At 55.0% G+C, this 24,662-nt stretch carries 15 protein-coding genes and 2 pseudogenes; 6 read left to right on the top strand and 11 right to left on the bottom strand.

Annotation, left to right across the window (positions count from 1 at the left end; genetic code table 11):
• Nucleotides 1-223: 223 nt before the first annotated feature.
• Nucleotides 224-989 (top strand): annotated as a pseudogene (locus AC07U6_RS08705) (Rpn family recombination-promoting nuclease/putative transposase).
• 67 nt (nucleotides 990-1,056) lie between these two features.
• On the opposite strand, the gene actP reads toward AC07U6_RS08705, so the two are convergent.
• The 3 genes from actP to acs form a co-directional block, all read right to left on the bottom strand.
• Nucleotides 1,057-2,715 carry a cation/acetate symporter ActP gene (gene actP / locus AC07U6_RS08710; RefSeq protein ID WP_494764079.1) on the bottom strand — a complete coding sequence of 553 codons (1,659 nt, stop codon included), beginning with the start codon at nucleotides 2,713-2,715 and terminating at the stop codon, nucleotides 1,057-1,059.
• Nucleotides 2,712-3,023 (bottom strand): DUF485 domain-containing protein, encoded by a 312-nt coding sequence (locus tag AC07U6_RS08715; RefSeq protein ID WP_494764078.1) that lies wholly within the window; start codon nucleotides 3,021-3,023, stop codon nucleotides 2,712-2,714. Before AC07U6_RS08715 ends, actP begins: the two co-directional genes overlap by 4 nt.
• Before the next feature lie 160 nt (nucleotides 3,024-3,183).
• The gene (gene acs, locus AC07U6_RS08720; protein WP_494764077.1) at nucleotides 3,184-5,139 is read right to left on the bottom strand and encodes an acetate--CoA ligase; all 1,956 of its coding nucleotides are present in this window, start codon (nucleotides 5,137-5,139) and stop codon (nucleotides 3,184-3,186) included.
• A gap of 520 nt (nucleotides 5,140-5,659) precedes the next feature.
• Here acs and gltP point away from each other — a divergent pair.
• Nucleotides 5,660-6,958, top strand: coding sequence for a glutamate/aspartate:proton symporter GltP (gene gltP, locus AC07U6_RS08725; RefSeq protein ID WP_494764076.1), 1,299 nt, complete (start codon nucleotides 5,660-5,662; stop codon nucleotides 6,956-6,958).
• A gap of 144 nt (nucleotides 6,959-7,102) precedes the next feature.
• Nucleotides 7,103-7,870 carry an AraC family transcriptional regulator gene (locus tag AC07U6_RS08730; protein WP_494764075.1) on the top strand — a complete coding sequence of 256 codons (768 nt, stop codon included), beginning with the start codon at nucleotides 7,103-7,105 and terminating at the stop codon, nucleotides 7,868-7,870.
• Here AC07U6_RS08730 and leuA read toward each other — a convergent pair.
• A complete protein-coding gene (leuA, locus tag AC07U6_RS08735) occupies nucleotides 7,849-9,525 on the bottom strand; it encodes a 2-isopropylmalate synthase (RefSeq protein WP_494764074.1) in 1,677 nt (558 codons plus the stop codon). The genes AC07U6_RS08730 and leuA overlap by 22 nt on opposite strands.
• Nucleotides 9,526-10,200: 675 nt before the next feature.
• Here leuA and AC07U6_RS08740 point away from each other — a divergent pair.
• Complete coding sequence (locus tag AC07U6_RS08740; protein WP_494764073.1) at nucleotides 10,201-11,841, top strand: dihydroxyacetone kinase subunit DhaK; 1,641 nt, start codon at nucleotides 10,201-10,203, stop codon at nucleotides 11,839-11,841.
• A 123-nt stretch (nucleotides 11,842-11,964) separates the two neighbouring features.
• Here the strand turns inward: AC07U6_RS08740 and sbmA are convergent, their stop codons facing one another.
• Nucleotides 11,965-13,191 carry a peptide antibiotic transporter SbmA gene (gene sbmA, locus AC07U6_RS08745; RefSeq protein WP_494764072.1) on the bottom strand — a complete coding sequence of 409 codons (1,227 nt, stop codon included), beginning with the start codon at nucleotides 13,189-13,191 and terminating at the stop codon, nucleotides 11,965-11,967.
• A 452-nt stretch (nucleotides 13,192-13,643) separates the two neighbouring features.
• On the opposite strand from sbmA, the gene AC07U6_RS08750 reads away from it, so the two are divergent.
• Nucleotides 13,644-15,722, top strand: coding sequence for a sensor domain-containing protein (locus tag AC07U6_RS08750; protein WP_494764071.1), 2,079 nt, complete (start codon nucleotides 13,644-13,646; stop codon nucleotides 15,720-15,722).
• 48 nt (nucleotides 15,723-15,770) lie between these two features.
• Here AC07U6_RS08750 and AC07U6_RS08755 read toward each other — a convergent pair.
• The 4 genes and pseudogenes from AC07U6_RS08755 to glpE all read right to left on the bottom strand — a co-directional run.
• A pseudogene (locus AC07U6_RS08755) lies at nucleotides 15,771-16,790 on the bottom strand (MFS transporter); the annotation flags it as partial.
• Nucleotides 16,791-16,811: 21 nt separating this feature from the next.
• Nucleotides 16,812-17,570 (bottom strand): DeoR/GlpR family transcriptional regulator, encoded by a 759-nt coding sequence (locus AC07U6_RS08760; protein WP_494764070.1) that lies wholly within the window; start codon nucleotides 17,568-17,570, stop codon nucleotides 16,812-16,814.
• A 13-nt stretch (nucleotides 17,571-17,583) separates the two neighbouring features.
• A complete protein-coding gene (gene glpG, locus AC07U6_RS08765; RefSeq protein ID WP_494764069.1) occupies nucleotides 17,584-18,414 on the bottom strand; it encodes a rhomboid family intramembrane serine protease GlpG in 831 nt (276 codons plus the stop codon).
• A 98-nt stretch (nucleotides 18,415-18,512) separates the two neighbouring features.
• On the bottom strand, nucleotides 18,513-18,842 hold the full coding sequence (gene glpE, locus AC07U6_RS08770; protein ID WP_494764068.1) for a thiosulfate sulfurtransferase GlpE: 330 nt from the start codon (nucleotides 18,840-18,842) through the stop codon (nucleotides 18,513-18,515).
• Between the two features lie 236 nt (nucleotides 18,843-19,078).
• On the opposite strand from glpE, the gene glpD reads away from it, so the two are divergent.
• A complete protein-coding gene (gene glpD / locus AC07U6_RS08775) occupies nucleotides 19,079-20,584 on the top strand; it encodes a glycerol-3-phosphate dehydrogenase (protein WP_494764067.1) in 1,506 nt (501 codons plus the stop codon).
• Nucleotides 20,585-20,735: 151 nt separating this feature from the next.
• Here the strand turns inward: glpD and glgP are convergent, their stop codons facing one another.
• Nucleotides 20,736-23,183 (bottom strand): glycogen phosphorylase, encoded by a 2,448-nt coding sequence (glgP, locus tag AC07U6_RS08780; protein WP_494764066.1) that lies wholly within the window; start codon nucleotides 23,181-23,183, stop codon nucleotides 20,736-20,738.
• Between the two features lie 20 nt (nucleotides 23,184-23,203).
• Entirely contained in the window at nucleotides 23,204-24,637 is a 1,434-nt protein-coding gene (glgA, locus tag AC07U6_RS08785) for a glycogen synthase GlgA (protein WP_494764065.1), read from the bottom strand.
• Between the last annotated feature and the right edge of the window lie 25 nt (nucleotides 24,638-24,662).

The following is a 24,662-nucleotide window of genomic DNA, read 5'->3' on the forward strand; positions in this document are numbered from 1 at the left end:
GTTCACCAATCTCTATCCCCGTTTATTCTGCCGTTCTGCTGAATTTAAAATACCCGACCGGCGTTTCTGACTGAAATAGTGAATGATGATTTTTGGATCGCGATCGGTAATTTTTAATACCGAAAACATGCCGTTGCAGAAAAAAAGGAACGGCTGCCGCAGGCGCAGAGAATAAATATAAAATACCCTTTCCCGCTTCTGTAAAATACATCATTTTGCGGTGATAAAAGGAACTCAAACGCTGCACGATGCGATTTTTAAAAAGATATTAAGCCACCCGAATACCGCGTGTGATTTTTTCAAATCCATTTACCGGTAGATCTGCTGAGTATGTGTAGTCTTGATACTCTCGCACTGGAATCAGGGAGTTTTATTGAAGAGGATCTGCGTGCCTGTTATTCCGACGTGCTTTTTCGGTAATTACCACTCGGGGAGAGGGCTATATTTATACGTTGATTGAACATCAAAGCACGCCCGACAGGCATATGGCCTTTCGATTAATGCGTTATGCCATTGCTGTCATGCAGCGCCATCTTGATGCCGGAAATGAACAGCCGCCGCTGGTGGTACCGATACTTTTTTATCACGGTCGGGTTACACCTTATCCCTATTCAATGAGCTGGCTGCAGGCGTTTAGCGATCCGGAACGGGCGGCCCGTCTCTACGGTGGCGATTTCTCTCTGGTTGATGTGACGGTTATTCCGGATGATGAAATCATGCAACATCGCCGAATGGCAATACTGGAACTGCTGCAGAAGCATATTCTCCAGCGCGATCTCGTGGAATTGCTGGAGCCGCTGGTCACACTGTTATTCGCTGGCTACATTGAACAAGGCATGGAAAGGGGGCTGAAAAAAGGCCGCCTGGAAGCTGCACAGGATGTAACAAGATCGGTGGCGAGAAAAATACTGGCGAAGGGATTCGAGCGTCAGGCGATAGCAGAAATTACCGGCCTGTCGGAAGATGAGCTCGCCGAAATGGATCATTAATCCACCCATCAAGGCTCGGCCTTAGCAACAACGGGGCAGGCATACGGCCCGCCCCTGTCGCCATCAATTAATGCCCTTTGCCGCCTTCAATACCGACGCCGGTTTGTGAACGGACAAACTGGGCCTGGAAGCGCAGGCGCTCCTGTGCCCCTTCCGCTGAGTTATCGGTGATGGAGGATAGCCAGGTGCCGATAAAGGCTGCGAGCATTGAGAACAGCGCCGGATATTCGTATGGATAAACCGGTTTGTCATGCCCCAGTACCTGCACCCAAACGGTTGGGCCGAGGATCATCAGCACAACGGCGGTAATCAACCCCAGCCAGCCGCCGATCATCGCGCCACGGGTGGTCAGTTTTGACCAGTACATCGACAGCAGAATGATCGGGAAGTTACAGCTGGCGGCAATCGAGAAGGCCAGCCCAACCATAAAGGCAATATTCTGCTTCTCAAACAGTATCCCCAACGCAATTGCCACCACGCCAAGCACCAGCACGGTGATTTTGGATACTCTCAGCTCCTCGCGCTCGGTCGCCTGACCTTTGCGGAACACGCTGGCGTACAGATCGTGGGAAACCGCCGATGCGCCTGCGAGGGTCAGCCCGGCGACCACGGCGAGGATGGTGGCAAAGGCTACCGCTGAGATAAAGCCGAGGAACATACTGCCGCCAACCGCGTTGGCCAGATGAACCGCGGCCATATTATTGCCGCCAATCAGTGCACCGGCGGCGTCTTTAAATGCCGGGTTGGCACCGACCAGCAGGATCGCACCGAAGCCAATAATAAAGGTCAGGAAGTAGAAGTAGCCCATAAAGCCGGTGGCGTAAAAGACGCTTTTACGCGCCTCGCGGGCATCGCTGACGGTAAAGAAGCGCATCAGAATATGCGGCAAGCCTGCGGTACCAAACATCAGGCCAAGGCCAAGCGACAGCGCCGATATCGGATCTTTCACCAGCCCGCCGGGGCGCATAATCTCAATGCCTTTCGGATGGACCTTCATTGCTTCGGTAAACAGATTATTGAAGCTGAAGCCGACGGTTTTCATCACCATGATGGCCATAAAGCTGGCACCGAACAGCAGCAGTACGGCCTTGATAATTTGCACCCAGGTCGTGGCCAGCATGCCGCCGAACAGCACGTACATCACCATCAGAATCCCGACCAGCACGACGGCAACGTGGTAGTCCAGCCCGAACAGCAGCTGGATCAGCTTACCGGCTCCAACCATCTGTGCAATCAGATACAGCGCCACTACCACCAGGGAACCGCAGGCGGAGAGGGTGCGAATAGGTTTTTGCTTCAGGCGGTAGGAGGCCACATCGGCAAAGGTGTAGCGGCCCAGGTTACGCAGGCGTTCCGCGATGAGAAACAGAATAATCGGCCAGCCGACCAGGAAGCCGAGTGAATAGATCAGACCATCGTAACCGGAGGTATAAACCAGCGCGGAGATCCCAAGGAATGAGGCGGCAGACATAAAGTCACCGGCCATCGCCAGTCCGTTCTGAAAACCAGTGATATTGCCGCCGGCAGTGTAGTAATCACTGCGCGAACGAGTGCGTTTTGAGGCCCAGTAGGTAATGCCCAGCGTGGCGGCCACAAAAATCAGGAACATGACAATGGCTTCAACGTTGGTGGGCTGGCGCTCAACCGCACCGGTAATCGCATCGGCAGCCTGCGCGCCAAAAGGCAGCAGGACGGGGAGAGTCAGGGGTAGAAGGCGAAGTTTCATTCTTTCACCTCGTTCAGCAGTTCACGGGTCAGGCGGTCGAACTCGCCGTTAGCGCGCCAGACGTAAACGCCGGTCAGCACGAAGGAGATAACGATCAGCCCGATTCCGATGGGAATACCGCGCGTGACGTTAGTACCGTCATGCAGCGGCGTGCCCAGCCAGCCGGGAGCAAAGGCAATCAGCAGGATAAAACCGACGTAGAGCACCAGCATAATCATGGACAGCAGGGTGGCAAAGTTCTGGCGTTTTCTGACCAGTTCTTTAAATCGGGTGCTTTTCTCTATGCGTTGATAAATGACATCGTTCATCACAGCGTCTCCAGAGGTAGAGTTATACCGGGATAGCAGAAGCACGGCTTCGGCGGCCTGGTTTCCTTGTTGTAACTTCATGGTGCTGAAAATTAAGACGAAAGATGACGGGCTGCTCTGCGGCAGTTAAGCAATGGGGGCTCTGGGACCCCCATCGGATTTACGGCATTTTAATGGCTTGTTTTTCTTCCAGCAGTTTCTCAACGACGCCCGGATCGGCAAGCGTTGAGGTATCTCCGAGATTACTGGTATCCCCGGTGGCAATTTTGCGCAGAATACGGCGCATGATCTTACCGGAGCGGGTTTTCGGCAGGGAGTCGGTCCAGTGCAGTACATCCGGCGTGGCAATCGGGCCTATCTCTTTCCGCACCCATTTACGCACTTCGGTATACAGCTCCGGCGTGGGTTCCTCTCCGTGATTCAGGGTGATATAGGCATAAATCGCCTGGCCCTTCAGGCTGTGAGGAATACCGACCACGGCGGCCTCGGCAATTTTTGGATGCGATACCAGCGCGGATTCGATCTCGGCGGTCCCCAGGCGGTGGCCGGAAACGTTCAGCACATCGTCAACGCGGCCGGTGATCCAGTAGTCGCCGTCGGCGTCACGGCGCGCACCGTCGCCGCTGAAATACATATTCTTAAACGTTGAGAAATAGGTCTGTTCGAAACGCTCATGATCGCCGAACAGGGTTCGTGCCTGGCCCGGCCACGAATCGACAATCACCAGATTGCCTTCGGTCGCGCCTTCCTGCGGGTGGCCCTCGTTATCGACCAGTGCAGGCTGAACGCCAAAGAACGGTTTGGTGGCCGAACCCGGTTTCAGGATGGTTGCTCCGGGCAGCGGGGTGATCATAAAGCCCCCGGTTTCGGTCTGCCACCAGGTATCGGAGATTGGACAACGGCCGTTACCAATCTTTTTGTGGAACCACTCCCAGGCTTCCGGGTTAATCGGCTCGCCGACCGAGCCCAGAATGCGCAGCGAAGAACGGTCGGTGCCTTCAATCGCCTTATCGCCTTCAGCCATCAGCGCACGCACGGCCGTTGGCGCGGTATACAGGATGGTCACTTTATGCTTATCGACCACTTCCGCCATACGGCTCGGTTTCGGCCAGTTTGGCACGCCCTCGAACATCAGCGTCGTTGCGCCGCAGGCCAGCGGCCCGTAGAGCAGATAGCTGTGGCCGGTGACCCAGCCGACATCGGCGGTACACCAGTAAATATCTTCCGGGTGATAGTCAAATACGTATTTGAACGTGGTCGCTGCATAAACCAGGTAGCCGCCGGTGGTGTGCAGTACGCCTTTCGGCTTGCCGGTCGAGCCGGAGGTGTAGAGGATAAACAGCGGATCTTCGGCGTTCATTTCAACCGGCTGGTGCTCGCTGCTGGCATTAGCCACCAGCTCGTGCCACCACAGATCGCGTCCGCTTTTCCAGCCGCTATCGCGACCGGTGCGGCGAAATACCACTACATTTTTCACGCCGGTAACGGCGGGGTTATTCAGCGCGTCATCGACGTTTTTCTTCAGCGGGATGCTACGGCCGGCGCGAACACCTTCATCGGCGGTAATCACCAGTTTGGCGTTGCTGTCGATAATTCGTCCCGCTACGGCTTCTGGTGAAAAGCCACCGAAAATCACCGAATGGATCGCGCCAATTCGCGCGCAGGCCAGCATGGCAACCGCCGCTTCCGGCACCATTGGCATATAGATAGCAACCACATCACCTTTACTGATGCCCAGATCCTGCAGCACGTTGGCAAAGCGGCACACGTCACGATGCAGTTCACGATAGGTGAGGGTTTTACTTTCGCTGGCGTCATCGCCTTCCCAGATGATAGCCGGATGGTCACCGCGCGTTTGCAGGTGGCGATCCAGGCAGTTGGCTGCCAGATTCAGGGTGCCGTCTTCAAACCAGCGAATAGAAATATTTCCCGGGGCGAAAGAGGTGTTTTTCACCGTACGGTAAGGCTTGATCCAGTCAAGTATTTTGCCTTGCTCACCCCAGAATGCATCGGGGTCCAGCACTGATTGCTGGTACATCGAGTGGTACTGCTGAGCATTAATCAGGGTATTTTCCGCAATATTCGCGGGAACAGGGTACGTATGTATTTGGCTCATGGCTGCCCTCCTTGAAGATGTTAATAATATGTCAATCAATGGTTAAGTGAAGATGCCCGCAAGGCTTTGTTTTCTTTTTGAGCGGCAGATCACGCCATAACCCAGCGTAATGAAACCGGGGTGAGACATTGCCTTAAAGAGAGGGAAGCGATAGGAAAAAGGCTAATTTACGCCTGCATAGTGTACAAAAAAAACGCAAGCAGACCTTTGATTTGACATGACTTACGGTAAGGTCGTGCATAATTATGTTGTTTTAATGATTTAATATTGTTAATTATAACAATGACTTAGTTTGTTTTGGTTAAAATTAGAGCTTTATTCTGCCTGGAATTAACAAAGTAGATACATATTTCTCGGACTTGCATTAATGTCGCTTAAAATGGTACTGATTACGCGCCTGAATACAGGTATCAACCATCCATTGCCTGTGAATTGACCGGTTTCGGTCTGCCTCCCTTGAGTGTCATTCACTCCGCAAGCTCCATGCGGAAAGCAGGTCATGTTAAGGAAAAGACTCGTTATGAAAGCAATAAAACTCAGCCTTGCCTGGCAAATACTGATTGCGTTGGTACTGGGGATCGTCGTTGGGGCGGTTCTGCATAATCAACCCGGGGAACGCGAATGGTTAGTCACTAACATTCTCAGCCCGGCCGGTGACATCTTTATTCACCTGATCAAAATGATTGTTGTACCGATCGTTATCTCCACGCTGATTGTCGGCATCGCCGGCGTTGGGGATGCCAAGAAACTCGGACGTATTGGCGTTAAAACGATCGTTTATTTCGAAGTGATTACCACCATTGCCATTGTGACAGGTATTACTCTGGCGAATGTATTCCAACCCGGTTCCGGCATTGATATGTCGACGCTGGCAACGGTGGACATCTCTAAATATGAAGCCACAACGGCACAGGTTCAGGGCCAGCCTCACAGCCTGGTCACCACCATTCTGTCGCTGATTCCGCAGAATATTTTCGCTGCTATCGCCAAAGGTGACATGCTGCCGATTATCTTCTTCTCTGTGCTGTTTGGTCTGGGCCTCTCGTCGCTGCCGTCTGAACATCGCGACCCGCTGGTGAAAGTGTTCCGCTCCACCTCGGAAGCGATGTTTAAAGTGACCAGCATGATCATGCGCTACGCGCCGGTTGGGGTATTTGCGCTGATCTCGGTGACGGTGGCCAACTTCGGTTTTGCTTCGCTATGGCCGCTGGCCAAGCTGGTGATCCTGGTGTACGCCGCTATCGCCTTCTTCGCCTTTGTGGTGCTGGGAGCCGTAGCGCGTATCTGCAACCTGCGTATCACCGTGCTGTTCCGCATCCTGAAGGATGAGCTGATCCTGGCTTACTCCACCGCCAGTTCGGAAACCGTACTGCCGCGTATTATGGAGAAGATGGAAGCCTACGGTGCGCCGAAGTCGATCACCAGCTTCGTGGTCCCAACCGGCTACTCGTTTAACCTTGACGGTTCAACGCTGTACCAGAGTATTGCGGCGATCTTTATTGCGCAGCTGTACGGCATCAACCTGTCGCTGGGCGATGAAATCATTCTGGTGCTGACGCTGATGGTGACGTCGAAAGGGATCGCTGGCGTACCGGGTGTCTCGTTCGTGGTGCTGCTGGCAACGCTGGGTAGCGTAGGCATTCCGCTGGAAGGTTTGGCGTTTATTGCTGGTGTTGACCGTATCCTCGACATGGCGCGTACTGCACTGAATGTAGTGGGTAATGCGCTGGCGGTGCTGGTTGTCGCCAAGTGGGAGCATCAGTTTGATACGAAGCAGGCCTCTGCCTATGAGGCACAGCTGAAAGCCGCTCATTCCTGATAGTGCCCATATCGGGTGGGCCGTTCGCGGTGCGCCCGATTTCTTTCCTGTTCTGCCGCAGTCTCTCATTTCGTCCCCTATTTTTCTCCGTTTTCTGCCCGCGTCTTTGTTAAGCTTAAATTCTTGCCAACTTCAGGAGACACTATGTCATCCTCCGTTGATTTTTCTTTTGCTACCCGTCCGCTGGTGCCTTACGCCCATGATTATCGCCACGGCGACAGTGAGCCGAGGCATCATCATAACTGTGCACAGCTGGTCCATACGCTGAGCGGCGTGGTGCGCATTGAAACGGATCTGGGCCACTGGATTGTACCGCCGGGGCGCGGCGTCTGGCTGCCTGCTGGTGTGCCGCATGCGCTGCAAATGACCGGTAATGTGGCGGCGCGCACGCTGTTTGTCGATCCGCTGGCGCGTGCCGATCTGCCCGCCAGCTGCCAGGTGGTACAGGTCTCTCCGCTGTTACGCGAGCTAATCGTCAGCGCGCTGACACTGCCGGAATCCTATGCCCCCGCCAGTCGGGCGGAGCGTATTTATGAGCTGATACTGGACGAGATTCGCGTGATGACCGAACTGCCGTTCAGCCTGCCTGAGCCGCAGAGTGAGGCGCTGATTTCACTATGTAACGCCTTGAGGGCCGAACCCGGAGAGAGCTGGACGTTGGAGAACAGCGCCCGGCGCATCAACGTCAGCAGCCGTACACTGGCCCGCCGCTTCTATCAGGAAACCGGGCTGCAGTTCAGCGACTGGGTAAGGCGCGCCAGGCTGATGGAAGCGCTGGCGCGTTTAGCGAGAGGGGACTCCGTGCTGACGGTATCACTCGAGCTTGGCTATGAAAGCCAGAGTGCGTTCAGCGCGATGTTCCGCCGCATTATGGGCGTGGCGCCCAGCGACTACTTCCCACCCGCCAGCTGACCCTGCGCCAGCGCGTTCAGCAGCGCCTGCAGCGAAGCGCGGGAAATGTCGCTGTCGATACCGACGCCCCAGGCGCTGTGATTGCCGGCAAAGGTGCAGTGCAGATAGGCGACCGAGCGGCTGTCGCTGCGCTGGCCCAGAGTGTGTTCATGATAATCCTGAATGGTAAAGGAGACGTCAAACGCCTGGCGCAGCGCATCGACCGCGGCGGAAAGCAGTCCGTTTCCTCTTCCTGCGACGGCATGGGGCTGTTCTCCGCGTTGCACGCTGGCCTCAAACTGCAGCTGTCCATGGCTGTCGCTCTGGCTGCGGTATTCCCCCAGCAGTAGCTCTGGTGAGCTCAGGCCATACGCCTGACGGAACAACTGCCAGATAGCGGCCTGGGTCATCTCTTTGCCTTCGCCGTCGGTGACCTGCTGTACCCGCTGGCTGAAATCCTGCTGCAGTGCTCGTGGCAGGACCAGGCCGTGATTTTGCTCGATCATCCACGCCGCGCCACTTTTCCCCGACTGGCTGTTAACGCGGATCACCGCCTCATAGTTACAGCCGATATCCGCCGGGTCCAGCGGCAGATAAGGCACTTCCCAGACGTTATCCTGCTGCTCTTTGCGGGCGGCAAAGCCTTTCTTAATCGCATCCTGGTGCGAACCGGAGAAGGCGGTAAATACCAGCTCGCCGGCATAAGGATGGCGCGGATGCACCGGCAGCTGGTTGCACTGCTCAACCAGATCTACCACCTGCTTCATCTGGCTGAAATCCAGCTGGGGGTTGATGCCCTGGGTGTAAAAGTTCAGTGCCATGGTCACCAGATCGACGTTGCCGGTACGCTCGCCGTTGCCAAACAGGCAGCCTTCCACCCGATCGGCTCCGGCCAGCAGGGCCAGTTCGGCGGCGGCGATGCCGGTGCCGCGGTCGTTGTGCGGGTGGACGCTGATGCAAACCTGTGGACGCCAGGAGAAATGGCGGCAGAAGTATTCGATCTGATCGGCATAGACATTAGGCGTGCTGACTTCCACGGTGGCGGGAAGATTGACGATCATTGGCCGTTCCGCGCAGGGCTGCCAGACGGCGGCGACCGCTTCACAGATTTCCAGCGCGAAGTCGAGTTCGGTAAAGCAGAACGTTTCCGGTGAATATTCGAAGGTCCAGTTAGTCTGCGGCTGTTCCTCACAGCGCTGGCGGATCAGACGGGTGGCATTCACCGCCAGTTCGATAATCTGCTCTTTGCTCTGGCGGAATACCAGGCGGCGGAACACCGGTGCGGTGGCGTTATAAAGGTGTACAGTGGCATTTTTTGCTCCTTCAAGGGATAAAAAGGTGCGGTCGATTAGATCGCTACGCGCCTGGGTCAGCACCTGAATCGACACATCATCCGGGATCATGCGCTCTTCGATCAGCTCGCGAACGAAATTAAAATCGGTCAGTGAGGCGGAAGGGAAAGCCACTTCAATTTCCTTAAATCCACACTGCAACAGCAGCTGCCAGAATAGCTTTTTGCGCGTGCTATCCATTGGCTCGGCCAGCGACTGGTTACCATCGCGCAGATCGGTGGAGAGCCAGCGCGGTGCCTGAGTCAGCGTTTTGCCCGGCCACTGGCGATCGCTCAGCGTGACCTGTGGAAACGCGTGGTATTTGTCGTTGGGTTGTTGCAGCATAGTCATTCCTCCTTGTTGATAGAGGTTCTATTCTGCGTTGGCATGGGAGGCGTTGACTGACGCAAAGCTGACAACCTGATGCTGAAAAGTGACAGGTCAAAAAAAAGGAACAGATTACTTCATCTGCCCCTTTTGACGCCCTGGTGTTAGCGTTTATATACGATGTCCTTTCAGAATATTACCTGCCTTTTTCTGCGGTAAACCGGCGGCTTCGTTAATAATTTGCCAGGTTGATAACAATCTTATCCGGGCATCTGTCATTATTTGTAGACTCTTTTAGATTATTTTTCATCTTAATTAACCGAAATTGTGATTGATGCTGCAGTTTCAAGTGGTATTTGCCGTATGCAAAAAGCGAATAAGAATGAATAAACAAAACGGATGTAGGCATTTCAATCTGTTAGCCTTTCTTTTTGGTTAAATATTGTAATTAATTATGGATAAAATTACCATGCGATTATTTAAATTTACGCCGCCATTATTACTTAGATAACTAATCAGAGTTGATAACGTTTCTGCTAACGGATGAAGGCAAAAGATTATTTCAGCGCTTTTAGAGCGCTGGGAATGTAATGCGCCGTTTGCGTAACGATTGTTTTAGGGTTTTTTACTACAGTTATAGCATCGCACAGGTTGCCACCTGTGCAGAGTGCATGCCCGAGATAAGGAGATAAGATGAGTCAGTTTTTTATGAACGACAAGCAACATCTGGTCAATGAGGCGATAGAAGGCTCGTTGTTAAGTACGCCTTTTCATAATCTTAGCCGTCTCGCGCTGGGAGAAGATTTGCGGATTGTCGTGCGCAGCGATTGGGACCGTTCGAAGGTTGCGCTGATTTCCGGTGGCGGTTCCGGCCACGAACCTGCTCATATCGGTTTTGTCGGCAAAGGGATGCTGACTGCCGCGGTGTGCGGTGATGTTTTTGCCTCACCCAGCGTGGATGCGGTTTTGCACGCCATTATTAACGTGACTGGTGAGGCAGGCTGCCTGCTGATCGTGAAGAACTATACCGGCGATCGCCTTAACTTTGGTCTGGCAGCGGAAAAAGCTAAGCGGTTGGGGTATCGGGTGGAAATGGTGATGGTCCAGGATGATATTGCGCTGCCGGACAATCCTCAACCTCGTGGTATTGCAGGTACGGCGCTGGTGCATAAAATTGCCGGTTACGCCGCGGAGCAGGGGAAAAGTCTGGCCGATGTCATCGCATTAGCACAAAGAGCCATTGGGATGACCGCATCAATCGGCGTTGCCTTCAGCAGCTGTCATATTCCCGGGGAAGCACGTGACGATCGCGTCAAGCCCGGTACCTGTGAGCTGGGGATGGGGATTCATGGCGAACCCGGTGCATTGACGTTGAAAACGCAGAACAGTGCTGAGGTTGTAGCCCAGATGGTGCAGCGTCTGGCTGCACGCGCCGGTGACGCTCCGCTGGCACTGATGATCAATAATCTTGGCGGTTTTTCAATGCTGGAGATGGCAGTGGTGACGCGGGAAGTGCTGCGCTCGGCCATTGGCAGGCAGGTTCGGCTGCTGTTGGGGCCGGCAACGCTGGTCAGCGCACTGGATATGAAAGGATTCTCTTTATCTGTTCTGAGGCTGGATGATGTATTTGAGAAGGCACTGTTGGCGAAAGTGGAAGCTTCGGGTTGGACGGTGGCCCTCCCTCCGCCAGCTCCGATTGAAGCCCCGGCGAAAACGCTCGATCGACAGCTGACTTTTACCCCTTCAGCGAACGATAAAGTGGCTGCACTGTTGACCACCGTTTGCCGGACGCTGATTTCGCAGGAAAGCGAGCTGAATCACCTTGATGCGAAGGTGGGGGATGGCGATACCGGTTCAACGTTTGCCGCCGGAGCCAGAAGCATTCTCAACGCCTGCGAAGCGCAGGCGCTGCCGCTCGATCGTACCGGCCAGTTGCTAAACGTTATCGGCGAAAAGCTGGCGACGGTAATGGGAGGATCTTCCGGCGTGCTGATGTCGATTCTGTTTACTGCCGCCGGTCAGCGTCTGGAGCAGGGCGAAACGCTGCCGCAGGCGCTGAAATACGGTCTGGAGCGTATGCAGCATTACGGCGGTGCGAAGGTCGGGCAGCGTACGATGATTGATGCGTTGAACCCCGCATTTACCGCTCTGGTCGAGGGAAAAAATCTGGCCGCCGTGGCTGAAGCCGCGCGCGAGGGGGCCGAGAGCACCAGCCGGATGCGCAGCGCCGGAGCGGGGCGTGCTTCCTATCTGAATGCAGAAAGTCTGGATGGGGTGAAAGATCCCGGTGCTTATGCGGTAGAGAAAGTGTTCGCCGCACTGGCCGGAAAATAGCCTGGTTGTTGACGATGGCCGCCCCGAGCGGCGGCCATCACGCCAGACGCCAGACGCCAGACGCCAGACGCCAGACGCCAGACGCCAGACGCCAGACGCCAGACGCCAGACGCCAGTATTCCATCAGATAGCGTGGCTTTCCGCCTCCGGCAGCGTATCCAGCGTATGTTCGAAGCTGCGCAGACGCTTGTAGATCGACATCAGTTCAACCAGCGTGGTCCAGGAATTAATCAAATACTGGAACGAGCCGCGCACCTGGTCGAACACGTTGGTAATCTGCGTGAGCAGCCCGAGCGTAATGGCCCCGCTGACAATCGACGGGAACAGGACAAAAATACTGAATACCGCATCCAGCTGAATATAGAAAATGCGCACGATATTAAAATAAAGGTAGTGAAAATAGAGGCGGAAATAATTGACCCGCACGTTGTAAAACAGCGTCTTCACCGTCGGCGGCTGCGCGCGCTGCGGATCGTCTTCGCCGTAGACCAGCTCTTTACGGTAGGCGGCCTCCACCCGCTGATTGCGGAATGACAGCCCCGGCAGCTTAATCCCCACCACCGCCAGCAGCCCGGTACCGAGTATCGACCACGCAACGGCGGCGATCACCAGCGCATAAGGCACATTGCCGATAATCGGCACGGTTTTGACATGCACCGACAGCGCGACCAGCACCGGCAGGAAGGCGATAAGCGTCATTATTGCGTTAATAAAGCTTACCCCCATATCTTCCAGCGTGGAGGCAAAGCGCATGGTGTCTTCCTGCACACGCTGTGCTGCGCCCTCAATCCCGCGCAGGCGCGGCCAGTGGGACATATAGTAGTGGTTCATCGCTGAACGCCAGCGGAAAACGTAGTGGCTGATAAAAAACAGGTTCAGGACGTCGATCACCACGGCAATCAGCGCAATACTGAGGAAGCCGCCAATCTGGCCGTAGAGCGTGTCGATTTTTACCGTATTCGGATGCGCCATCGCCCGTTGAACGAGGTCATAAAAGGGTTCATACCAGCGGTTGATCGCCACGCCCACCTGCACGGAAAACCAGGTAACAAAAATAATCAGCGCGCTGCCGAGCACTGACCAGCGCTGCCACGGATGCGGGCTGAAAAGTGCCCAGAAGCCGGCAAACAGCAGCGCCGCCAGCAGGTAGTAGCTGTAGAAACCGAGTTCGGTGGGAGCAATAAAACAGAGGGCGTTGTTTGGCAAAGGGCCAAGAGCCACCGGGGAGAACTGCATCATGTGCGCGAGGTGACTGCCGGCATAGCCGAACCAGAACAGAATGGCCATCAGGCTCCACAGCGCTACGCTGCTGAAAAACAGCAGCGGCCGGGGGAAAAAGGATTTGAACATAGAAACTCCACAGCGAATTTGTAACGGTTATACCGTGATTGTTTGTGAGGAATCTCACTAACAGTGTTTCCATAAATTTCCAGGCCAATTCTCAGGGTGAAAAATTATCGTGTATGCTGATTTTCTGGCTGACTACTCTATTTTCCCTGCCCGAAGTCCCCTATTTACTAACAAATGAAGTCAGATTAATGAAAAAACGCGATTTGCATTTTGAATGTTTATTCAACAAAGCAGATAATGGACGCCGACGGAGTGACAGGTGAACCTGCCTGAGCACGCAGCGGTTTTCGTCCTTCCCCAGGAGACTGTTCGTCACAGGTACGACAGGAGTTGTGTTCACACAGGATGTGGGCAGGATCAGCGTGTGCGCCATTCAATGGCGTATTGATTGCATGCCGGCAGTATCTTTCCATTGAAGAGAAATAGCTGTCAGCAACCGGGTGAAAACAATAATGAATGAAAACTCAGATGTAATGTATCGGCTTCTGGTTCAGAGCGTGGTTGACTACGCTATTTATATGCTGAAACCGGATGGTACCGTCGCGAACTGGAATACGGGTGCCCAGCGGGCCAAAGGCTATCTGCCGGACGAAATCATCGGCAAAAATTTTAGCTGTTTTTACAGTGACCAGGATCAGAAAAAGGGTTTACCACAGCACGGGTTGGGCATTGCCCGTGAAACCGGTCGTTACGAAAGCAAAGGCTGGCGATACCGTAAAGACGGTACTGCCTTTTGGGCACACGTGATCATTGATGCTATTCATACCGACAGCGGTGAGCTGCTGGGCTTCGCTAAAATCACCCGCGACTGCACCGAACTGCGCGCGCATGAAGAGCAGATGCGCGAAGCCCACGAGCTGGCGGAACGGCACAGCGAAAAAATGGCGGCACTCTCGACGTTTCTCGATACTATCGTCGCTAACATTCCGTCCAGCGTTATTGTGGAAGATGTGGTTACGCGTGAAATCCTGCTGATTAACAATAAAGCACAGCAGTTGCTTGGCGGCGTACAGGAAGACTTCGTCGGCAAGAAGCTGTCGCAGTGCATGACGCTGGAAATGGGCGAATATTTTATACAGCTTTCCGACGCAGCCCAGCGTAAAGGGGGCATGCACCGCAGCGAGCGCCTGCTGGACAGCCACGGACGCGATCGTATTATCAACGCCACGGCCTCGATTATTCGCGGTAACGATGCTACGCATAACTACGTGCTGCTGATCGCCGATGATGTCACCGATCAGCGCGCCGCCGACGCGCGCATTCATCATATGGCGCATCACGATAATCTGACCAGCCTGCCCAACCGCGTGTTGTTCAGCCAGCGGATCAACGATGCGCTACGCGCCGATCGTGAAGATCGCAAAATTACCGCCACGCTGTGCCTCGACCTGGATAACTTCAAAAACGTTAACGATGCGCTGGGCCACCAGGTGGGCGACGATCTGCTGCGGACCGTGGCGGTGCGCCTGCACAGCGTGCTGCGCGAGCAGGATACGCTGGCGCGTACCGGTGGCGATGAGTTCTCTATCGTGCTGCCGGGTCTGAAGCAGGCGGAAGAGGCGGAGATCGTTGCCAACCGCCTGATCGAAACGATTCGCCCGCCGTTCAACGTTGACGGGCACAATCTTTCCGTCGGTTTGAGCATTGGCATTGCGATTGCCGAACGTGGGATCAGCACGCCGGAGCACCTGCTGCGCTGTGCCGATATGGCGCTGTATGAAGCCAAGCGTAATGGGCGTAACCGCTTCGAATACTTTACCGAACAAATGGGCGAGCTGGCGGCGAAGCGGCGGATGATTGAAAACGATCTGCGCGAAGCGATTAGCTGCCGCCAGTTGAGGCTCTACTATCAGCCGATCACCAATAATCAGCACCAGCATATTATTGGCTACGAGGCGCTGATGCGCTGGCATCACCCGGAAAAAGGCATGATTATGCCAATGGACTTTATTCCGATCGCGGAAGAAACCGGTCTGATCCATAGCCTGGGTGCCTATGCATTGCATGAGGCCTGTCGTGAAGCGGCCAGCTGGCAGGAGGGGCAGAGTGTGGCGGTGAATCTGTCGCCGGTGCAGTTCAAAAACAGCGCGCTGGTATCGGTAGTGGAAGCGGCACTGAAAGAGTCCGGCCTGGCGCCGCATCGCCTGGAAGTGGAGATCACCGAATCGGTGCTGCTGGATAACACCTCGGTGAATATCGATATCCTGCAGAAGCTGAAGGCGCTGGGCGTGCGTATCGCGCTGGATGATTTCGGCACCGGCTACTCATCGCTGAGCTATCTGCGCTCGTTCCCGTTCGACAAGATCAAGATCGACAAGTCGTTTATCAACGATATGAAAGACAGCCGCGAAGCGCTGGCGATTATTCGGGCGATTACCGGTATGAGCCGCAGTCTGGATATTCAGATCACCGCCGAAGGGGTGGAGAGCAACGAGCAGTTTGAACAACTGAAGGCAGAGGGCTGTACGCTGTTCCAGGGCTACTATTTTGGCCGCCCGCAGCCCTCTGAAGACCGTCTGAAAGAGTTCTGATCCGCAGGTGAACGTCAGGGGCGACGCCGTGTCGCCCCTGTGCCTGGATCAGATATCGTCCAGGTTAATGCCGCGCGTCTTCGGCCCGAAGATGCCGATGGTCAGCATAACAATCAGCATGCTGACGACGATAAAGGCCACGACGCCCTGAGTGCCCGCCACCTGCAAAATCATCCCGATAATAATGCTACTGAACACCGTTGAAAGGCGGCTGAACGAGTAGCAGAACCCCACGGCGCGTGCGCGAATAAACGTAGGAAACACTTCGGTCTGGTAGGCGTGATAGCTGAAAGTCAGCCAGGCGTTTGAGTAGATGATGCAGAAACCGCAGATGATTAGCAGCAGTGGATTGCTCTGCAGGGCAAACAGCGTGCCGAAGACCACGGTCATCAGCGATGACAGAACGATCTGCCACTTGTTCTCGATTTTATCCGCGTAGCGGCTGCAAATCAGCGAGCCCAGCGGGTAGGCGAGGGTGATAAAAAACGCGTACAGCAGGCTGTGAGTGATGCTGGCACCCTTGCCCGACAGCAGCGCGGGCAGCCAGTTGCCAAAGCCGAAGAAGCCGATTGCCTGGAAGATATTCATCACCACCAGCATCAGCGTGCGCTGGCGATATTCCGGCCGCCAGTTATCACGGAAGCGCCCCTGTGGTTTCTGTGTGGCTGCCGTGTCCATATCGGCCACGGCAGGGGCGGTCACCGGCACACCGCAGCGGATTTCCAGGCTGCTGACCACCTGATGCGCCTCCTGATGTCGCCCCTGCTGGGCCAGCTAGCGCGGCGATTCCGGCAGGTTTTTCCTTACCAGCCAGATAATCATTGAGCAGACCGCACCGGCGATGACTACCCCGCGCCAGCCGGTCAGGCCGAGAATGGTCTGCGGCACCAGCCACCAGGACATCAGCGCCACGGCGGGGACCGAAAGAAACTGCACAAAGAAGGCAAAGGCGAAGGCCTTACTGCGCAGCCGCGAGGGGACGCATTCGCTAAGGTAGGTATCGATAGTGACCAGCTCAATACCCAGGCCGATGCCCACCAGGAAGCGGCAGAAAATAATCCATTCCGCCTGGCTGCTCAGTTAAAACCATCAGCACAGCTCCAGATGCACTTCATGTTGCTCAATGGTTTTCATAATTTCCGGCGGCGGCGCTTCATCGGTAAACAGATAGTCAATCAGACTCATGCTGCCCAGATTCACCATCGCATTACGGCCGAACTTGGAGTGGTCGGCCACCAGCATTACGCAGCGGGAGTTCTCAATAATTGCCCGTTTGGTCCGCACTTCGTGGTAGTCGAAGTCCAGCAGCGAACCGTCCAGATCGATGCCGCTGATGCCCAGAATGCCGTAATCCAGGCGGAACTGGGAAATATAATCGAGCGTGGCCTCGCCCATAATGCCGCCGTCGCGGGTGCGCACTTCTCCACCGGCGAGGATCAGGCGGAAATCAGGCTTGGCCATCAGCAGCACCGCCACATTCAGATTGTTGGTCACAATGCGCAGGTTGTTGTGGTTCATCAGCGCATGGGCCACCGCTTCCGGCGTGGTGCCGATATCGATAAACAATGAAGCGCCGTCGGGGATCTGGCTGGCGACCCGCTGGGCGATCCGCGCTTTTTCCGCAGACCACATCATTTTACGGTCCTGCCAGGCGGTATTCTCCGAGCTGGACGGCAGCGCTGCACCACCGTGATGGCGATGGATTTTATTCTGCTCGGCCAGATCGTTTAAATCACGGCGGATGGTTTGCGGACTGACGGCAAAGTGCTCCACCAGCTCTTCAGTACTGACATATCCCTGGCGACGCACCAGCTCGATAATCGCGTCATGACGCTGTGTCTGCTTCAAAAGAGTTCCCCTGTTATCGTTTTTTCTGACGGGTGTCTACAAACGCCATGGCCAGGCCAACCAGCAGCCCGGCAACATGGCTTGGCAGGCCGGTGTTAGCACCGAAGACGCCCGTGGCTTCCAGTATCACCCACACGACAAATATCCCCATCAGCCCGCCGCCAATATTCAGCGGGCTGCGCTCATCGCGCATCGCATGCAGCCAGGCATAGGCGACCAGCGCATGGTCCACGCCCGAGAGTCCGCCGAACCAGAAGCCGTTAAATCGGGACTGCGCGAAGCCGCACAGCAGCGCGGAGATCAGCGCGATGGTAAACAGCTTACCGCTGCCGAGCCGTTTTTCGATGCGCCCGCCAATATAAAACCACCACAGCAGGTTAACCAGCAGCGCCAGTAGTGAAAAGTTCATCAGCACGTGGCTGAACCAGCGCCACACCTGGAAATGCTGCATGCTGTCCTTCGGCCAGCCGAGCCAGGCAATTGCCTGTGCATAGCCGCCCAGCGCAATCAGCAGGTAGACCAGTATTGATGCGATACTCACCCCAATTGTTAGCGGCCCGGCCATTTCCTTCATTCTTTCCTTTAGCGGTGTGCCGGGAGGAGTGACGTACTTGATCCCGCTGTCGGTATTTTCCGTTTTCCAGCTGGCTGCCTGATAGCGCGGGTGATCCGGTTCGCGTATAAACTGGTTAAGTTCGTTTTCGACCACGCTTAACTGAGATTCATCATCCAGCCACAGCGTGTAGCTGCCTTCCTGCTCAATACGCAGCGTAATGCCGCGCGTCGCCATGTAGTCAACAAACGCCTGCGCCATGCGCAGATGGGTAAATTGGGTGATGCGCATAATAGAAGGCTGATTCCCTGTGGATTAAAACGAGAGCGGCAGTATACCCCGTCACATCGAAGCTTGCAGGATCAAAGGCTTCCACTGCCGCACATCGGTCAGCGTACGCCGGATTCTACCTGCTGCGGGAACGCAGCGTACCAGGCATCAAAGCCGCCGTCGATGCTGTAGGCCGCCGCAAAACCCTGATTCAGCAGATACTGGGCCGCACCCTTGCTGCTGTTGCCGTGGTAGCACATCACCAGCACGGTACCGCTCAGGTCCGCGCTGGCCATCAGGGCCTGCAGCGAGTCGTTGGTCAGGTGAAATGCACCGGTGGCATGTGCCGCAGAGAAGCTTTGCGGATCGCGGATATCAACCAGCAGGGTTTTGCCATCGGCCAATTTCTGCCGGGCTTCCTGGACGTTGATACACTCAAATTGTTCCATGATGGGGTCTCGTTAACAGTCAAAAGTCGTCAGTCAAATCCTATTGTAGCCTGAAGTGGGTAGGGTTTAACCAGAGATGGTCTGAGTAATTTGCGTAATTGTTAAAGAAATTATGTTACCTGCATCACGCATAAATGTTTTTATCCGGTTAACGCTGGCATCAATGTTGGTTTACTATTAATATAATGCTCGAAAACGAACATTATTGAACGATTCCGAACATCGGAGGAGATGACGTGGAAATCAAAGACCTGATCGTAATCGGCGGCGGTATTAACGGCGCTGGTATTGCGGCCGATGCAGCCGGACGCGGATTGTCGGTGCTGATGCTGGAGGCTCAAGACCTCGCTTGCGCCACCTCCTCCGCCAGTTCTAAATTGATCCACGGTGGCCTGCGCTATCTGGAACATTATGAATTCCGTCTGGTGAGCGAGGCGCTGGCAGAGCGTGAAGTGCTGTTAAAAATGGCTCCGCATATCGCTTTCCCTATGCGTTTCCGCCTGCCGCACCGTCCGCATCTGCGCCCGGCCTGGATGATCCGCATTGGTCTGTTTATGTACGATCATCTTGGTAAGCGTACCAGCCTGCCGGGAAGTAAAGGTTTGCGTTTTGGCGCAGACTCAGTGCTTAAACCTGAAATCGTGCGCGGTTTCGAATATTCCGACTGCTGGGTGGACGATGCGCGCCTGGTGGTTCTTAACGCACAGGAAATTGAAAAGCGCGGCGGTGAAGTGCGTACTCGTACCCGCGTGACCAAAGCCTGGCGTGAAAACGGCCTGTGGACCGTAGAAGCTGAAGATATCGACAGCGGTAAAGTGTATACCTGGCAGGCGAAAGGCCTGGTCAATGCCGCCGGTCCGTGGGTCAAGCAGCTGTTTGATGACGGACTGAAGCTGAAATCGCCTTACGGTATTCGCCTGATCAAAGGCAGCCATATCGTAGTGCCACGCGTACACACCCAGAAGCAGGCCTATATTCTGCAGAACGAAGACCATCGTATTGTGTTTGTTATTCCGTGGATGGATGAGTTCTCGATTATCGGCACCACCGACGTGGAGTACAAAGGCGATCCGAAAGACGTCAAGATTGACGATAAAGAGATCGACTACCTGCTGAATGTTTATAACACCCACTTCAGGAAAACGCTGGCCAGGGACGATATCGTCTGGACCTACTCCGGCGTTCGTCCGCTGTGCGACGACGAGTCCGACTCTCCGCAGGCGATAACCCGCGACTATACGCTGGACGTGCATGACGAGCAGGGCCAGGCGCCGCTGCTGTCAGTGTTCGGCGGTAAGCTGACCACCTATCGTAAGCTGGCCGAGCATGCGATGGAAAAACTCAGCAAATATTATCCGGGTATCGGCGCGGCATGGACCAAAACCTGCGTGCTGCCGGGCGGCGATTTTGCCGGAAGCCGTGAAGATTACGCGGCCAGCCTGCGCCGCCGCTATCCGTTTATCACCGAAGAGATGGCCCGTCACTATGCCCGCACCTACGGCAGCAGCAGCGAACTGTTCCTGAAAGAGGCGAAAAGCCTGGATGACCTGGGCGAGCTGTTTGGTCACCATTTCTACGAGGCGGAACTGCGTTATCTGGTGCAGAAAGAGTGGGTTCGCACGAAAGAAGATGCTATCTGGCGCCGCACCAAAGAGGGTATGTGGCTGAACGAACAGCAACAGGCGCGCGTCGCTGAGTGGCTGCTTCAGCACGCCAAGCCGGTGCTTTCACTGGCATCCTGATCGTTGACGGGAGCCACCGGCTGCTGCTCCTGTCTGCAATACCCCGATATATCAGGAGCACATCGCGGTCCCCGAAGAGGGCGTGGTTGAACGGCACAAACAAAAAGGGCGACCGCCAGACAGCGGTCGCCCTTTTCTATTTATTTATCACCTACAGGCGAATAGGCTGAATGCCCCAGATTTCGTCCGCATACTCCTGAATGGTACGATCCGAGGAGAAGTAGCCCATACTGGCAATATTAATCAACGCGCGGCGCGTCCACTCCTCCTTGTTACGATACAGCTTATCCACTTCGTCCTGCGTATCAACATAGCTGCGATAATCCGCCAGCAGCTGATAGTGATCGCCCAGATTCACCAGCGAATCGAAAATATTACGATAGCGGCCAGGCTCCTGCGGGCTGAACACTCCGGTGGCGATCTGCGTCAATACCTGATGCAGCTCGGCATCCTGCTCGTAATATTTATGCGAGCTGTAGCCGTTGCTGCGCAGCTCTTCAACCTGTGGCGTGGTGTTGCCGAAGATAAAGATATTCTCTTTACCCACGTGCTCCAGCATCTCAACGTTAGCACCGTCCAGCGTACCGATGGTCAGCGCACCGTTCAGAGCGAACTTCATATTACTGGTACCGGAGGCTTCCGTACCGGCCAGCGATATCTGCTCGGAGAGGTCGGCCGCTGGAATAATGATCTGCGCCAGGCTGACCCCGTAGTTTGGAATAAACACCACTTTCAGCCGGTTTTTCACCTGCGGATCGCTGTTGATCACCTTTGCGACATCGTTAATCAGATGAATAATATGTTTGGCCATATAGTAGGCCGAGGCGGCTTTGCCGGCGAAGATGCAGACGCGCGGTACCCACTCAGCATCCGGATCGGCTTTGATGCGGTTGTAGCGGGTGATCACGTGCAGGACGTTAAGCAACTGGCGCTTGTATTCGTGTATGCGCTTGATCTGCACATCGAACATCGCATTCGGATCGACAACAATATCCAGCTTCTGCGCGATGTAGATAGCAAGACGCTTCTTGTTCGCCAGCTTGGCATCGCTAATTTTGCTAATAAAATTAGGATAATCAATATGCTGCTTCAGCTCATCCAGCTGGCTGAGCTGGGTGCGCCAGGTGCGGCCAATCGCTTCGTCCAGTACGCCGGATAACGACGGGTTAGCCAGCGCCAGCCAGCGGCGTGGCGTAACGCCGTTAGTTTTATTGCAGAAGCGGCCGGGGAAGAGTCTGGCAAAATCAGCAAACAGCGACTGCACCATCAGATTCGAGTGCAGCTCCGATACACCATTAACCTTGTGGCTGACCACTACCGCCAGCCAGGCCATACGGACCTTACGGCCGTTATTTTCATCAATGATCGAGATACGCGACAGCAGTTCCCAGTCTTCCGGATATTGCTCCTGAATAGTTTTCAGAAAGTAGTCGTTGATCTCAAAGATAATTTGCAGATGGCGCGGCAGAATTTTGCCAATCATATCCACCGGCCACGTTTCCAGCGCTTCCTGCATCAGCGTGTGGTTGGTGTAGGAAAATACCTGGCAGGCCACGCCAAACGCGTCATCCCAGCTAAACTTGCTCTCATCGATCAGCACCCGCATCAGCTCGGGGATCGCCAGTACCGGATGGGTATCATTCAGGTGGATAGCGATTTTGTCCGCCAGATTGTCAAAGGTCTGGTGCATTGCCCAGTGGCGATGGAGGATATCCTGCACCGTTGATGAGACCAGGAAGTACTCCTGACGCAGGCGCAGCTCCCGGCCTGAGTAGGTTGAGTCGTCGGGATATAGCACGCGGGACACGTTTTCTGAATGGTTTTTATCTTCTACCGCCGCGAAGTAATCGCCCTGATTAAACTTACCGAGGTTGATTTCATTACTGGCCTGCGCGCCCCACAGCCGCAGAGTATTGGTGGCGTCGGTATCAAACCCTGGGATGATCTGATCGTAGGCCATCGCCAGTACTTCTTCGGTTTCTACCCAGCGCGCACGGCTGCCTTCCTGCTGGATACGGCCGCCGAAGCGCACCTTATAGCGGGTATTAAAACGCTGAAATTCCCACGGGTTGCCGTATTCCAGCCAGTAGTCCGGTGATTCCGCCTGCTGACCGTCAACGATATTCTGCTTAAACATACCGTAGTCGTAGCGAATACCGTATCCCCGACCAGGTAAACCGAGCGTGGCGAGTGAGTCCAGGAAACAGGCCGCCAGACGCCCCAGGCCGCCGTTGCCCAGTCCCGGGTCGTTCTCTTCTTCGATCAGTTCCTCAAGGTCGAAGCCCATCTCTTCCAGCGCCGTCTGCGCATCCTCATAAATTCCCATTGCCAGCAGGGCATTGGACAATGTGCGACCAACCAGAAACTCCATCGACAGGTAGTAAACCTGTCGAACATCCTGCGACAGCTGGGCACGATTTGAACGCAGCCAGCGCTCCACCATACGATCGCGTACCGCCAGTAATGTGGCGTTCAGCCACTCGTGTTTATTCGCAATGGACGGATCTTTACCAATGGTAAACATCAGCTTGTAGGCTATCGAATGCTTGAGGGCATCCACGCTGAGCGTCGGTGAAGTATAAGAAAAAGGTGCGTTCATATCAGTTTCCCATCGTCAGGTTACAACAAACGTTGATAGAGATCGCGGTAGGCCACAGCAGCCACCTGCCAGCTAAAATCCATCCCCATAGCCTGCCGCTGAACATAGCGCCAGAGCGAAGGACGGGACCAGAGGACGAAAGCACGTCGGATAGCGCGAAGCAGTGACCACGCGTTGCTATCTTCGAACACAAAACCGCTGGCGATACCGTCTGCGAGGTTTTCCAGCGAACAATCATTAACGGTATCGGCCAGACCACCGGTACGTCGCACCAGCGGCAGAGTGCCGTACTTCAGGCCGTAAAGCTGGGTGAGTCCGCAGGGTTCAAAACGGCTGGGCACCAGAATCACATCCGCGCCGCCCATGATGCGGTGTGAAAACGCCTCGTGGTAGCCGATCTGCACGCCGACCTGGCCGGGATACTCGGCTGCTGCCGCCAGGAACCCCTGTTGAAGAACCGCATCTCCGGCCCCCAACAGCACCAGCTGCCCACCCTGCTCCAGCAGGCCAGGCAATGCTTCCAGCACCAGATCCAATCCTTTTTGTTTAGTCAGGCGGCTGACCACGGCGAAAATCGGCGCTTTTTCGTCAATTTTTAGCCCCATAGTGATTTGCAGCTGGCGCTTGTTCTCAACTTTGGTGTCCAGGACATCACGGTTATAGCGTGCCGTCAGCAGCGGATCATGCTGTGGGTCCCAGATGGCTGGATCGACGCCGTTAAGAATACCGCTCAGTCTTCCCTCCAGCTGGCGCTGCTTGAGCAGGTCTTCCATACCGTAGCCAAACTCCGGCTGGGTGATCTCCTGGGCGTAGGTCGGGCTGACCGCCGTAATATGGTCGGCGTAGTACAGGCCCGCTTTCAGATAGGAGATCTGGCCGTAAAACTCCAGCCCGTACATATTGAAAAACGAGCGCGGCAGTTGGATCTGCTCCATGTGGTGCGCGTTAAACAGCCCCTGATATGCCAGGTTATGCACGGTAAACACCGACTTTGCCGGACGCCCGCGCGCGGCCAGATAGGCACAGGTCAGCCCGGCATGCCAGTCGTGCGCATGAACCACATCCGGACGCCAGAAGGTATCCAGCCCGCAGGCCATTTCGCATCCCATCCAGCCCAGCAGTGCGAAACGCAGATAATTATCGGTATAGGCAAACTGTGATTCATCGTGATACGGACTGCCGGGACGATCGTACAATCCCGGTGCATCGATCAGATAGATCCCCACGCCGTTATAGTGCCCGAACAGCAGTTCGACATAGCCGGCAAAAGTTTGCAGTTTCGCCACCACAACCGCATCGGTAATTCCCTTTTTCAAATCGGGGAATGCCGGAAGTAATACGCGTGTATCCATTCCTTCTGCAATCTGCACCGCCGGTAATGCTCCAACAACATCAGCAAGCCCGCCGGTTTTTAGTAGCGGGAAAATCTCTGAACAGACATGTAACACCTGCATTATCGGCTCCTAAACAGTGCCAGAA

Source organism: Erwinia sp. GW821-FHT03D09, assembly GCF_059420805.1.